Annotated in this window: 15 protein-coding genes; 7 read left to right on the top strand and 8 right to left on the bottom strand. The window is 70.0% G+C overall.

Annotated features, from left to right (window positions below; genetic code table 11):
• Nucleotides 1-24: 24 nt before the first annotated feature.
• Nucleotides 25-447 carry an organic hydroperoxide resistance protein gene (locus tag DXT68_RS06490; protein WP_045255400.1) on the top strand — a complete coding sequence of 141 codons (423 nt, stop codon included), beginning with the start codon at nt 25-27 and terminating at the stop codon, nt 445-447.
• A gap of 44 nt (nt 448-491) precedes the next feature.
• Nucleotides 492-1,469, top strand: a complete 978-nt coding sequence (locus DXT68_RS06485; protein ID WP_045255401.1) for a zinc-binding dehydrogenase — start codon at nt 492-494, stop codon at nt 1,467-1,469.
• Nucleotides 1,470-1,529: 60 nt separating this feature from the next.
• Here the strand turns inward: DXT68_RS06485 and DXT68_RS06480 are convergent, their stop codons facing one another.
• From DXT68_RS06480 to DXT68_RS06460, 5 genes are read right to left on the bottom strand one after another with little or no spacing between them, the layout of a single operon-like run.
• A complete protein-coding gene (locus tag DXT68_RS06480; protein ID WP_082069049.1) occupies nt 1,530-2,606 on the bottom strand; it encodes a DNA polymerase IV in 1,077 nt (358 codons plus the stop codon).
• Nucleotides 2,607-2,665: 59 nt separating this feature from the next.
• Nucleotides 2,666-3,058 (bottom strand): DUF1304 domain-containing protein, encoded by a 393-nt coding sequence (locus tag DXT68_RS06475; protein ID WP_045255403.1) that lies wholly within the window; start codon nt 3,056-3,058, stop codon nt 2,666-2,668.
• Nucleotides 3,059-3,085: 27 nt separating this feature from the next.
• Complete coding sequence (locus DXT68_RS06470) at nt 3,086-3,979, bottom strand: CPBP family glutamic-type intramembrane protease (RefSeq protein ID WP_045255404.1); 894 nt, start codon at nt 3,977-3,979, stop codon at nt 3,086-3,088.
• Nucleotides 3,976-4,701, bottom strand: coding sequence for a tRNA (guanosine(46)-N7)-methyltransferase TrmB (trmB, locus tag DXT68_RS06465; protein ID WP_045255405.1), 726 nt, complete (start codon nt 4,699-4,701; stop codon nt 3,976-3,978). The genes DXT68_RS06470 and trmB overlap by 4 nt, the downstream gene beginning before the upstream one ends.
• Before the next feature lie 43 nt (nt 4,702-4,744).
• Nucleotides 4,745-5,584: a DUF3097 domain-containing protein gene (locus tag DXT68_RS06460; protein ID WP_045255406.1), complete on the bottom strand. Its 840-nt coding sequence runs from the start codon at nt 5,582-5,584 to the stop codon at nt 4,745-4,747.
• 123 nt (nt 5,585-5,707) lie between these two features.
• On the opposite strand from DXT68_RS06460, the gene DXT68_RS06455 reads away from it, so the two are divergent.
• The 4 genes from DXT68_RS06455 to DXT68_RS06440 all read left to right on the top strand — a co-directional run bounded on the left by DXT68_RS06455 (nt 5,708) and on the right by DXT68_RS06440 (nt 9,890).
• Nucleotides 5,708-7,750: a TPM domain-containing protein gene (locus DXT68_RS06455; protein ID WP_045255407.1), complete on the top strand. Its 2,043-nt coding sequence runs from the start codon at nt 5,708-5,710 to the stop codon at nt 7,748-7,750.
• Nucleotides 7,751-7,805: 55 nt separating this feature from the next.
• The gene (locus DXT68_RS06450) at nt 7,806-8,549 is read left to right on the top strand and encodes a PspA/IM30 family protein (protein ID WP_045255408.1); all 744 of its coding nucleotides are present in this window, start codon (nt 7,806-7,808) and stop codon (nt 8,547-8,549) included.
• Nucleotides 8,550-8,610: 61 nt separating this feature from the next.
• Nucleotides 8,611-9,414, top strand: coding sequence for an arginase family protein (locus tag DXT68_RS06445; protein ID WP_045255677.1), 804 nt, complete (start codon nt 8,611-8,613; stop codon nt 9,412-9,414).
• Complete coding sequence (locus DXT68_RS06440) at nt 9,411-9,890, top strand: hypothetical protein (protein WP_045255409.1); 480 nt, start codon at nt 9,411-9,413, stop codon at nt 9,888-9,890. Before DXT68_RS06445 ends, DXT68_RS06440 begins: the two co-directional genes overlap by 4 nt.
• On the opposite strand, the gene DXT68_RS06435 is transcribed toward DXT68_RS06440, so the two are convergent.
• The 3 genes from DXT68_RS06435 to DXT68_RS06425 are packed head-to-tail and all read right to left on the bottom strand — an operon-like array spanning nt 9,848 to nt 11,565.
• Nucleotides 9,848-10,318 carry an SIP domain-containing protein gene (locus tag DXT68_RS06435; protein ID WP_045255410.1) on the bottom strand — a complete coding sequence of 157 codons (471 nt, stop codon included), beginning with the start codon at nt 10,316-10,318 and terminating at the stop codon, nt 9,848-9,850. The two genes, DXT68_RS06440 and DXT68_RS06435, sit on opposite strands and share 43 nt — an antisense overlap.
• 33 nt (nt 10,319-10,351) lie before the next feature.
• On the bottom strand, nt 10,352-11,074 hold the full coding sequence (locus DXT68_RS06430; protein ID WP_045255411.1) for a tyrosine-protein phosphatase: 723 nt from the start codon (nt 11,072-11,074) through the stop codon (nt 10,352-10,354).
• On the bottom strand, nt 11,071-11,565 hold the full coding sequence (locus DXT68_RS06425) for a carboxymuconolactone decarboxylase family protein (RefSeq protein WP_045255412.1): 495 nt from the start codon (nt 11,563-11,565) through the stop codon (nt 11,071-11,073). The genes DXT68_RS06430 and DXT68_RS06425 overlap by 4 nt, the downstream gene beginning before the upstream one ends.
• Before the next feature lie 171 nt (nt 11,566-11,736).
• Here DXT68_RS06425 and DXT68_RS06420 point away from each other — a divergent pair, with 171 nt between their 5' ends.
• Nucleotides 11,737-12,663 (top strand): alpha/beta fold hydrolase, encoded by a 927-nt coding sequence (locus DXT68_RS06420; protein WP_045255413.1) that lies wholly within the window; start codon nt 11,737-11,739, stop codon nt 12,661-12,663.
• Nucleotides 12,664-12,683 lie beyond the last annotated feature (20 nt).

Below are 12,683 nucleotides of genomic sequence, written 5' to 3'. Positions count from 1 at the left end.
CACAACCGGAAGGAAATCCACACGATGGACGCTCTCTACACCGCCGAGGCACTCGCCACCGGAGCAGGCCGCGACGGCCGTGTCGCCACGGGCGACGGCCGCCTCGAGCTCGACCTCGCCATTCCCAAGGAGATGGGCGGCAGCGGCGACGGCGCGAACCCCGAGCAGCTGTTCGCCGCCGGCTACGCCGCATGCTTCCACTCCGCGCTCCAGAGCGTGGCCCGCACGCAGAAGGTCAAGATCACCGACTCGTCCGTCGGAGCGCGTGTGCAGATCGGCTCGAACGGCGAGGGCGGATTCGGCCTTGCCGTGCAGCTCGAGGTCGTCATCCCCGACCTCCCGCACGACCAGGCCCAGGCCCTCGCCGACGCCGCGCATCAGGTGTGCCCGTACTCCAACGCGACCCGCGGCAACATCGACGTCGCGATCACCGTCTCCGACGACTGATCAGCCGCCGACCACCCCACGACAGATCCCACAAGGAGCACATCATGCGCACACTCACGCACCGCACATTCGGCGAGCCCGAAGACGTCCTCGAGGTCACCGAGCGCTCGACGCCGGAGCCCGGCCCCGGCCAGGTCCGCCTTCGCGTCGTCCTGTCGCCGATCCACAACCACGACCTGTGGACGATCCGCGGCACCTATGGATTCAAGCCCGAGCTCCCCGCCGCATCCGGCACCGAGGCCCTCGGCGTCGTGGATGCCCTCGGCGAGGGCGTCGACACCCTGACGGTCGGACAGCGCGTCGCGACCGGCGGCACGTTCGGCGCCTGGTCGGAGTTCGTCGTCGCCGACGCGGCGGGCCTCATCCCGGTTCCCGAGTCGCTCGACGACGAGAGCGCCGCGCAGCTGGTCTCGATGCCGTTCAGCACGATCAGCCTGCTGCAGTTCCTCGGTGCCGAGAAGGGCGACTGGATCGTCCAGAACGCTGCGAACGGCGCCGTCGGACGCATGCTCGCCCAGCTCGGAGCCGCACGCGGCATCAACGTCATCGGTCTGGTGCGACGCGCCGCCGGCGTCGACGAGCTCCGCGAGCAGGGCATCGAGAACGTCGTCGCCACCGACCAGGATGACTGGCGCGAGCAGGTCGCCCGTCTCACCGACGGCGCGCACGTCGCCTTCGGCATCGACTCCGTCGGCGGATCCTCCGCAGGCGATGTACTCTCCCTGCTCGGAGAGGGCGGCACCCTGGTGGCGTTCGGCGCCATGAACTCGCCCGTCATGGAGATCCGCTCCGGCGACGTGATCTTCAAGCAGGCCACGGTCAAGGGCTTCTGGGGCAGCAAGGTCATCCAGACCATGGATGCCGCCACCCGCGGTGCCCTGTTCGGCGAGCTGATCCAGCGCGTCACCGAGGGCACGCTCACGCTGCCCGTGGCCGGCGTCTTCGACGCTGCGGATGCGGCGGACGCCGTGCGGGCGAGCAACACCGCAGGACGCGTCGGCAAGGTGCTGCTGAAGTTCTGACTTCGCGTGTCGGGGTGGGCCACCGGCCCGCCCCGACAGGTCCACCCAGCTCCGCGCCGCTCAGATCCTGCCGCGCACCGGCGTGCGCTCGGTCGACCCTTCGCCCTCGGGCATCGTCTTCTCGGCGCGCACGCCGAGAAGTCTCACCTCTCGCTGCGGATCCATCGTGGCTGCGAGGGCGAGCGCTGCGGCGATCACGTCGTCTCGCCGTGTCGTCGGCGCGACGAGCTTGTGGCCGAACGTCCTGGTCTCGAACGGCGCGTAGCGCACCTTGAGGTGCACCCGGACGACCGCGCGGCCCTCTGCGGCGCAGTCGTCGAAGGCGTGGGCGGCGAGCTCGGTCACCGCGTCGCGCACCTGCTCGACGGCCGTGAGGTTCTGCTGATACGTCGTCTCGCGGCTGTGGCTCCGAGCCACCCACGGCGTCGGGTCGACCGCGCTCGGCCCGAGTCCCGAGCCGAGTCCGTGATACCAGACTCCCATCCGGGGCCCGAACTCGTCGACGAGAACGGCCTCGTCGGCATCCGCGAGCTCTCGCACCGTATGGATGCCGTGAGCGGCCAGACGCTTCTGCACCTTCGGACCGACACCCCAGAGATCCCTGGTGGGCCTTGCCCCCATGGTCTCGAACCAGTTGTGTGCGGTGAGACGGAAGATCCCTCGCGGCTTACCGAACTCGGTCGCGATCTTCGCGCGCACCCTGTTGTCGCCGATGCCGACCGAGCAGTGGAGCCCGGTGGCCTCGAGCACGGCCGTCTGCGCCGCGCGCGCCACCTCCTCCGGATCGTCGGTGGTCACCCCGAGGAAGCACTCGTCCCATCCGATGACCTCCACCACCACGCCGGGCACGGCCCGCAACGCCGCCATCACCTCGGCGGATGCGGACTCGTAGGCCGGATGGTCGACGGGGAGGAACACGGCATCGTCCGGGGCCTTCCGCGCCGCGATCCGGAGCGGCATCCCCGAACCGATCCCGAACGCTCTGGCCTCGTACGACGCCGTCGACACGACGGCTCTCTCGGTGGGGTCCCCGCGTCCGCCGACGATCAGCGGCCGCCCCGCGAGCTCGGGTCTGCGCAGCACCTCGACCGCGGCGATGAACTGATCCATGTCCACGTGCAGCACCCAATCGGCCATGCACCGAGTGTGGCCCGCTGCGACCGGGTTGTCACCCCTCGCGAGCGCTCAGCAGCGGATCAGCCGATGGCCACGGCGATCGCGGTCGCGATCACGGCGAGCAGCGGCAGGGTTCCCTGCATGGTCGCCGCACGCGCCTTCGTGCGGTCCGAGAGGATCAGCACGAGAGCCGCGGCCAGCATCATCCCGGTCCCCGCGAACACGAGCGTCAGACCCACGGTGGTCGAGCCGAGGATCACGAAGCCGACACCGAGCAGCGCGGCGAGTGCCAGGAACAGGTTGTAGAAGCCCTGGTTGAAGGCCAGCGATTTCGTCGTCTGCGCGTCCGCCTCGCTGGCGACGCCGAAGATCTTCCTCGTCTCGGGCTCCGTCCACCGCAGCGACTCGAGAGCGAAGATGAAGACGTGGAACGCGGCAGCGGCCGCGGCGAGGACGAGTCCGACGATGAGCATGAGTAGATCGTATCCGCCCGGAAGCTCCTAGAGCAGGAAGATCGGCAGCAGACCGGGGTTGTGGGCGTGCACCAGCACGGCGAAGACGACCGCGTCGAAGAGCAGATGAACCGTCACCACGTAGGCGAGCGAGTGCGTGCGCACGAAGATGAATCCCTGCAGCAGGGCGAACGGGATCGTCAGCAGCGGCCCCCACTCGCGGTAGCCGAGCTCCCACAGGAACGACACGAACACGATCATCTGCAGCACGTTCGCGAGAGCGTCGGGGAAGTGGCGCCGCAGCAGCGCGAACACCGTGCAGATGAAGAAGAGCTCGTCCCAGATCCCCACGGCACCGACACCGACGAACAGGCGTGCGATGAGGTCAGGCGTGTCGACGACCGGCCAGTTCTGGTACACGCCGCTGCTGATGAAGTAGAACGGCAGGATCAGCCACCCCAGCACCAGCACGGCGACCAGCCACCCCCACTGCAGCCGCCCCCACCGGCGACGCGCGCGCCAGGGAAAGCTGATCGCCCTGTCGCGGTAGACGAAGCGCGACACCGCATAGGGAACCGCCACCGCACCGCCGAGCGCGAGCGTGAAACGCAGCATGGCCAGGTTGTCGAGCTCGGCGGCGAGCGGGATCACGCTCACGATCAGCATGCCCAGCGCGATCAGGGAGAGGTCACGGGTGAGGGAGGGAGTGCGCGCCACGCCGAGCGCGCGCGCCGTCTCCCGCCGCGCGCCGACGCTCACGATCCGGTCCGGGCGCTCGGGCCTGCGGCGCTCGACGACCCAGGCGCCGAAGACGCCGAGCGCGAGCAGGATCCAGCCGAGCCAGACGATCTGCACCACGAAGAAGGCGGGCGCCGCCGCGCAGACGATCAGCGCGGGGACCGCGCCGATCCAGTCCGGCTGCGTGCGCTGCGCCGAGGTCACGGGCGAGACCGGCGGCGGTACACGAGATCGCGGATGTCCCGCCCCTTGGCGATGCCCTTGCGCTCGAACGCGGTCATCACCCGGCCGTCGAAGCGGTCGGCCCACTCGCCGTCGAACGCCCGCTCGAACAGCGGGTCCGCGTCGAGCACCTCGCGCATCTGCAGCGCATAGTCCTCCCAGTCCGTGGCGAGGCGCAGCAGGCCGCCGTCCCGGAGCGCGCGTGCGGCGGTGTCGCCGAATCCCTGACGCACGAGTCGGCGCTTGGTGTGCTTCTTCTTGTGCCACGGATCGGGGAAGAAGATCCACACCTCGGCCGCCGCGGACTCGGGCAGGTACGACGAGAGCACCTCGGGGGCGTTGGCCTCGACGACGCGGATGTTGCGGGCGCCCTCCCGGTCGGCGTCGAGCATCGTGCGAGCGAGGCCCGCACGGAAGACCTCGACCGCGAGGAAGTCATCGTCGGGCCGCGCCGACGCGGCCGCGACGATCGCGTGCCCCTGACCCGAACCGATCTCCACGTACAGGTCGGCGTCACGCCCGTATTCGTCCGCGAGATCCAGCCGGGCCTCGGGGTGCACCGATGTCCACGCGATGTCACGCGGCACGTCGAGGAGGTAGTGGGGGCCGAGCTCCTCGAACGCGCGTTCCTGAGCGTCGGACATCCGGCCGCTGCGGCGCACGAAGGACACCGGTTCGTCACGGAACGTACGGGGTTCGACCATGTTCCCAGGGTAGTCGGCGGCATCCGACCCCGCCGACCGCCGCTCAGTGCGCGGGAGCGGTCACGAAGTCGATGAGCTCCTCGACACGACCCAGCAGTGCCGGCTCCAGGTCACGGTAGGTGTGCACCTTCGACAGGATGTGCTGCCAGGCCCGCCCGGTGTCACCCTGCGTCTCGTGCGGCCAGCCGAAGGCGCGGCAGATCCCGGTCTTCCAGTCGGTGCCGCGCGGGATCTCCGGCCACTTCGCGATGCCCAGCGCGCGCGGGGTCACGCACTGCCACACGTCGACGAACGGGTGTCCGACGATGCGGACGTGCCTGCCGTGCGGGCCACGGGCCACGGCATCCGCGATGCGCGACTCCTTCGATCCGGGGACGAGGTGGTCGACGAGCACGCCGTACCGCCGGGACGCGGTGGGCGGTTCGGCGGCCAGCAGCTCGTCGAGCAGGTCGACGCCCTGCAGGAACTCCACGACGACGCCCTCGACCCGCAGATCCGCGCCCCACACCTTCTCGACGAGCTCGGCATCGTGCTTGCCCTCGACGAGGATCCTGCTGGGCAGCGCGATCCGCGCTCGCTGGTCGGAGACCACGAAGGAGCCGGATGCCGTTCGCCGCGCCCCCTGCTCCTTCGGCGCGGGCGGCCCCAGACGCACCGGCGACCCGTCGATCAGGAACCCGCCGCCGAGGGGGAACAGCCGTCTGCGCCCGAGTCTGTCCTCGAGCTCGACGTTGCCGCCCTGCACCCGCGTGACCGCGCCGCAGTAGCCGTCATCGGCGACCTCCACGACGAGATCGAGCTCGGCGGGCACCTGCGGCACCGGCTTCGCCGCGCGCTCCCGCCATCCCGACGCGAGCACATCCGATCCGTACCTGTCGTCCATGCCCTCCAGCGTATGTGTCTCCGCTGAGGGCGAACGGTCATCCCCCTCCGGAAGGTGTCGCGTGTCGAGCTCTGTGCATAGACTCTTTCGCATGGGGCTCGGCTGCCGGTCGGAGGGAACACGATGAAGACACGGTGGCTGACGCTGGCCGCACTGACTGTGGCGGCAGCGGCCGGGGTGCTCTCCGCATCCGCCGCATCGGCGACCGACCCGCTCTCGCTCGACACCGGCTACGTCACCGATGAGGCGGGCGTGCTCACCCCCAGTCAGGAGGCGTCCGTCGAGGCTCGGCTGCAGACCCTCAGCGAGAACTCCTCGGCAGATCTCTTCGTCGTCCTCGTGGACGACTTCACCTCCCCCTCCGACGACGCCCAGTGGGCGGATGCGGTGGCCGAGAGCAACAACCTCGGCTCGGAGCAGTACTTGCTCGCGATCGCCGTCGAAGGCCGCAGCTACTACATCTCATCCGCGTCCGACGGCCCGCTCAGCGACAGCAAGCTCGACGACGTCGAGGACAAGATCCTGCCGCTCGCCTCCCAGAACGACTGGGAGGGCGCGATCACCCTCGCCGCCGACGAGATCCAGGGCGACGGGGGCGCCGGTGCCCTGCGCGCGACGCTCATCGTGGTCGGCGTGATCGCCGTGGCCCTGGTCATCTGGCTCATCGTGGCGCTCGTGCGGCGCTCACGTCGCACGGCCGCCGTGCGCAGGCGGGGCGCCATGCCCGAGCACCCCGACCCCGACGATCCGTTCTCCACTCTCACCGACGAGCAGGTGCAGACACAGGCGGGAGCGGCACTGGTTCAGGCCGACGATGCGATCACCTCGAGCCGTGAGGAGCTCGGTTTCGCGGTGGCGCAGTTCGGCGAGGCCGCGACCGCCACGTTCAGCGGAGCCATCGAGACCGCCAGGGCCAAGATGTCCGAGGCGTTCGACCTGAAGCAGAAGCTCGACGACGAGATCGAGGACACCGTTCAGGACCGGCGCGCGTGGCACATCCGCATCATCCAGATCTGCGACGAGATCGACGAGATGCTCGACGCCAACACCGAGGCCTTCGACGCTCTGCGCAAGCTCGAGCAGAACGCCCCCCAGGAACTCGAGCGCGTCCGCGCCCAGAGGGCGACCGTGCAGTCCCTGCTCGCGAGCGCCGCTCCTGCGCTGGCGACGCTGACGGCGACCTATGACGCGGCTGCCATCGCGACGGTCGCCGACAACCCCGCGCAGGCACAGGAGCGCATCGAGCTCGCCGACCGATCGATCGCAGCCGCCGCGGAGGCCATCAGCGCGGGAGAGACCGGCACGGCGGCCTTCGCGATCCGCACCGCCGAGCAGTCGACGGCGCAAGCCGGCCAGTTGGCGCAGGCGATCACCACGCTCGGCACCGAGCTGGGCGAGATCGAGGCGAACGCGCAGGCTCTGGTCACCGAGCTGCGGAGCGACATCGCCACGGCGCAGCAGCTCCCCGATCCGTCCGGCGCGATCGCCGCCGCGGCCTCCGCGACGCAGACCGAGCTGCAGCGCGCGCAGACCCATCTCACCGGCTCGGCGCGGAGTCCCCAGGCGGCGCTCGCCGCGTTGACGGCGGCGAACACGCAGATCGATGCGGCGATCGCTCAGGGGCGCGAGAGCGTCGCCCGCGCTCAGCGGGCGGCGCAGATGCTCGAGCAGACCCTCGCGCAGGCCGGCTCGGAGATCCGCTCGACGCGCGAGTTCATCGAGACCCGCCGCGGCACCGTCGGATCGACCGCGCGCACGCGACTGTCGCAGGCCGAGCTCGGACTGACGCGCGCCCTCGACCTGCGCGCCACGAACACCGAGGCCGCCCTCACCGAGGCGACGCAGGCTCTCGATCTCGCCCGGCAGGCCGCGGCCTCGGCGCAGTCCGATCTGCAGGCCTACTCCCCCGCTCGCTACGACAGCGGGTGGGGTGGGGGCGGCATCTTCGGAGGAGGCGGCAGCTCGAACGGCGGCGGCCTCGGCGGCGACATCCTCGGCGGCATCATCGGCGGCCTCCTCTCGGGCGGCGGGAGCAGCGGCGGATCCTCGCGCCGCAGCAGCTGGCGCTCCGGCGGAGGAGGCGGCGGCTTCCGCAGCTCCGGATTCGGAGGAGGCGGAGGTCGATCCTCCGGCCGCAGCGGCCGCTCGGGAGGACGACGCTTCTGACCATCCCCCACCACCACTTCGGACATCGAGCACGACCCTCTGAAAGGAAACACGCATGACCAAGCAGTCCATCTTCGGACGTATCTCCACCCTCGTCCGCGCGAACATCAACTCGCTCCTGGACTCTGCGGAAGACCCGCAGAAGATGATCGACCAGCTCGTCCGCGACTACACCAACAGCATCGCCGACGCCGAGTCCGCGATCGCCGAGACCATCGGCAACCTGCGCCTCCTCGAGCGCGACCACGAGGAAGACGTGCAGGCGGCGACCGAGTGGGGCAACAAGGCCCTCGCCGCGAGCCGCAAGGCCGACGAGATGCGCACCAAGGGCGACGCCGCGGATGCCGACAAGTTCGACAACCTCGCCAAGATCGCGCTCCAGCGTCAGATCAGCGCCGAGCGCGAGGCCACCAGCGCCGAGCCGACGATCGCCACGCAGACCGAGATCGTCGACAAGCTCAAGTCCGGCCTCAACGGCATGAAGGACAAGCTCGGCGAGCTGAAGAACAAGCGCAGCGAGCTGCTCGCCCGCGCCAAGGTCGCCGAGGCGCAGACCAAGGTGCAGGATGCGGTCGGCTCCATCAGCGTGCTCGACCCGACCAGCGAGCTCGGCCGCTTCGAAGACAAGGTCCGCCGCCAGGAGGCGCTCGCGCAGGGCAAGATCGAGCTCGCCGCGTCGAGCCTCGACGCCCAGTTCGAGAGCCTCGACGACATCGGCGAGCTCACCGAGGTCGAAGCCCGTCTCGCCGAGCTGAAGGCCGGCGGCAGCGCACCTCGTCAGGCGATCGAAGGCTCCTGACACCCCGCGGATGCCCCGGACCGTCGTGTCCGGGGCATCCGCTCTCTCCACGGAGGCATTCATGGTGCGATTCCTCGTCGTCCCGCAGTGGCAGGGTTCTCCCGCCCCGCGGGCGATGCTTCTCGTCGACGGCGCGTCGGCGATCGCGGGCGATCTGCCCCGCGCGGCGACCACGATGCTCGACGTCCCCGTCGAAGCCGGCGAGTCTCTCGGCACCGGCGTGCGACGACTCAGCGCTCTGCTGCGCACGCGCGAACTGGTGGACGAGGCGATGACCGCCGACACGGTGATCATCGGCGGCGATTGCAGCGTCACCGTCGCGGCCCTCGCCGCCCTCCCCGGCGGTACCGACGATCTCGCCGTCGTCTGGTGCGACGCGCACGCCGACCTGCACACCCCGGAGTGCTCGCCCTCGGGCGCCTTCTCCGGCATGGCCCTGAGAGCGGTGCTCGGTGAGGGCGAGACGCAGCTCGTGCTCGATCCGGCCGTCCGGCGCGATCGGGTCGTCACGGTGGGGATGCGCAATCTCGACGACGCGGAGGTCGTGCCCCTCGCCGGCCTGCGTCAGCTCTCCGTCTCCGACCTCGACGACGTCGACGCACTCGCGGATGCCGTCGCGGCCACCGGTGCCCAGCGGGTGTGGGTGCACATCGACGTCGACGTGCTCGATCCGGCCGAGATCGCGGGAGTCTCCTCCCCCGCGCCGTTCGGTCTCGCCCCTGCCGCCTTGAGCGCCGCCATCCGTGCGCTGAGGTCCCGCGTGCCGCTCGCCGGAGCGACGATCGCGGGATTCGCTCCCCGCTCTCCCGCCGACGCCGTCGAGGATCTCGGAGCGCTGCTGCGGCTGGTGGGTGCTGTCGCATGACCGAGGATTGGCGCCCCGCCGCAGAGCGAGCTCTCGCCCGAGGTCGACGCCTCGACCGACGGATCCCCTCGTTCCTCCTGCGCTCCCCCGTCAGCCGGATCGGCTACTGGTGGGGCACCGCCGTCGGCTGGATCTGGGGATCGCTCTGGAGTACGGGGCCGGTCGAGCGCCGGTCGGGGCTCTGGGTGTTCCGCGGCATGCCGCAGTGGACCTTCAATCGCGGTGGCGTCTGCGTCGGCGGCTGCTTCCTCACCGGAGATACGCGCCCGAGCGACGCAGTACTGCGTCACGAGGCCGTGCACAAGGCGCAGTGGCTGCGGTACGGCATGCTGCTGCCCGTGCTCTACCTGTTCGCGGGGCGGGACCCGCTGCGCAATCGGTTCGAGATCGAGGCCGGTCTCGAAGACGGCAACTACGTACGCCGGAGCGCGCCTCAGCGGTCGGCGGGGAGAAGCCCGAACCGCTCCGGCGCGTAGATCTGACCGGGCTGGATCTGGAGCGATCCGGTCAGGTGCTCGACGATGTCCGCCGAGCCGAGGTAGCCGCCGAGCAGAGTCACACGCGTCTCGAACTCGTCGTCGCAGAGCATCTCGTCGGCCCATGCGCAGGTTGCACGCGCGAGCGCCTGACCGGGCGCGCACGCCCGACCTGTGCCCGGAGCGCCGGAGCGCTGGGCTCGAGCGAGCCACGTGACCGTCATGCGTCCGGGTGCATCGATCACGCCGATGTCGGCGGCATCGGCCACCTCGATGAAGATCCGTCCGGAGGCGCACAGCGGCAGCGTCGCCAGGAAGACCTCGAGCTCGCCGAGCGAGTGCTCGTCGGCCGTCACGAGGTGGTGCGCGCGACGACGCGCTTCACGACGCGCGGCGCGCGTGCTGCGGGTCTCGAGGAAGGTCTCCATGATGCATCAATCGTACACCAGGTGAAGGGTTGCCTAACCTTGCTCGGCGTCCGATTCCACGAGGGCGGCGTGGAGGCGCTCGAGTTCGACCTCGGTCATGCCGTTGGCGCGCAGGTATCCGGACGCCGAACCCCACCTCTCATCGACCTTCTGCAGCAGCGCGCGCATGACCGGTGCGGGCGACTGCGTGGCCAGAGCTGCGGCATGCACCGCGTCAGGATGCTGCGACCGCAGATAGGCGACGATGCGGCGCGACCGCTCTGCGGGCAGCTGCGACTCGGTGAGCGCATAGTCCGCGATGATCGCCTCGCGGTCGGCACCCACCGCGGCCAGAGCGAGCGCCACGGTCACGCCCGTACGGTCTTTGCCCACCGTGCAGTGAACCAGCGTGGGCTCGCCCGCCGCGATGATGCGGATCGCGTCCACCAGCCTCGACCCGCTCTCCTCGAGGAGATGCAGGTAGAGGTCGTCGAGGCTCGTGTCGGTCTCGAAGAAGGACCGCACGGAGCCGAGGAACAGGGGAAGGTGCGTGGTGTCCGGTCCGTCGATCTCGGTCGGCTCTGCCGCCACCTCCTCGCCGTCGCGCAGGTCGACGATGTGGGCGATGCGTCGACGCACCTCGTGCGCGCCGGCCGTGGTCACCCCCGAGAGCTGTCCCGAACGCAGCAGGACGCCCGAGCGGATCCGGCCACCGCGAGCAGGCATCCCCCCGACGTCTCTGACGTTGGTGACGCCGCCGACGTCGAGGACCGTCATGCCTGGGCCTGTGGCTGGGCCTGGGCCTGTGGCTGTCGAGGCGGTACGGGGTAGCGTCCGGCGATCACGACACGGTTGAACGCGTTGATCGAGACGCATGCCCAGCTGAGCGCCGCGTACTCCTTCTCGGTGAAGACACCGCCGACCCGGTCATACACCTCGTCGGAGATGCCTTCCTCGGCGATGAAGGTGAACGCCTCGGCGAGTTCGAGCGCCGCCTCTTCGCGCTCGCTGAAGACGTCGCTCTCGCGCCAGGTGGCGATCTGCATGAGCGTGTCGGTGTCGAGGCCCGCCTTGAGCGCCCTGTCGACGTGCAGACGGGTGCAGAAGCTGCACCCGTTCAGCTGCGAGCAGTGGATCATCACGATCTCCTTGAGACGATCGTCGATGCCGTTCGCCGCGCAGATCTCGCCGACCGTCCGGGCGAACGCGTCCAGCGCCTGGTAGGCGGCCGGTTCGGTCTTGGAGAGGTGCACACGCTTCTCGCTCATGAGTCCATGATATTCCGGCGGAGCCGCCTCATGCGGCGTCACGTGTTGCGTGCTCGAAAACAAACTGACAAGCCTAGATACGAATCAAGTGCCGTAATGATAGGTAAAATACAGTAATCACCTGTCATATCGCTCTCCCATTTCTCACGACCCCGGAGGACAGAGCAGAATATGCAGGTGGCGATCGACATCAGCGAGTTCAGCTATCTTCCCGCGCAGGCGCAGGCTCTCGGCGTCGCCGCTCCCCCCGTGGAGCGACTGACGCTGCCCCTCCCCGGCGGCCGGCAGGTCAGCGCCCTCCGATACGGAGCAGGCTCGCCCGAGATCACGCTGCTGCACGGGGCCGGCCTCAACGCGCACACCTGGGACACGACGGTGCTCTCCCTGCAGCGACCGGTCCTGGCGATCGACCTCGCGGGTCACGGCGACTCCTCCTGGCGAGACGACCTCGACTACACACCGCGCACCCTCGCCGTCGACGTCGCCGCGGCCCTCGACGCGTGGACCGACCGCCCGCAGCTGATCGTCGGGCAGTCGCTCGGCGGGCTCACCGGAGCCTCCCTCGGCGCCGCACGCCCCGAGCTCGTATCCGCGCTGATCGTCGTCGACATCACACCCGGCATCGACACCTCCGCGGGACCCGCCGCCCTGCGGGAGTTCTATGCGGGCCCCACCGACTTCGCGAGCCGCGACGAACTCGTCGACCGGGCCATCGCGTTCGGATTCGGCGGCTCCCGGCCCGACACGGAACGCGGCGTGCTGTTCAACACCCGCGTCCGCGACGACGGCAGAGTCGAATGGAAGCACCATTTCGCCCATCTGGCCGCTCAGGCGCTGGCAGCTCACGCCCCGGGAGACGAGTCCGCCCCCTCGGTGCTCAGCGACGCCGGCTGGGACGACCTCACGCGGACGAGCGCCCCGCTCACACTCGTGCGGGCCTCCGACGGCTTCGTGAGCGCGTCCGATGCCGACGACTTCTCTCGTCGGCTTCCGCACGCACGAGTCATCACCATCGCGGCGACGCACAACGCGCAGGAGACCGCCCCGTCGGAGCTCGCGGCGCTGATCACCGCCACCCTCCCCTCCGCCGATTTGTGACCTCCCGTTCCACATCGGCC

It is taken from the genome of Microbacterium foliorum, assembly GCF_003367705.1.
In the GTDB taxonomy this organism is placed as follows: domain Bacteria; phylum Actinomycetota; class Actinomycetes; order Actinomycetales; family Microbacteriaceae; genus Microbacterium; species Microbacterium foliorum.
Note: the sequence above shows the minus strand (reverse complement) of the source record. Positions and strands in the feature narration are given on the sequence as shown.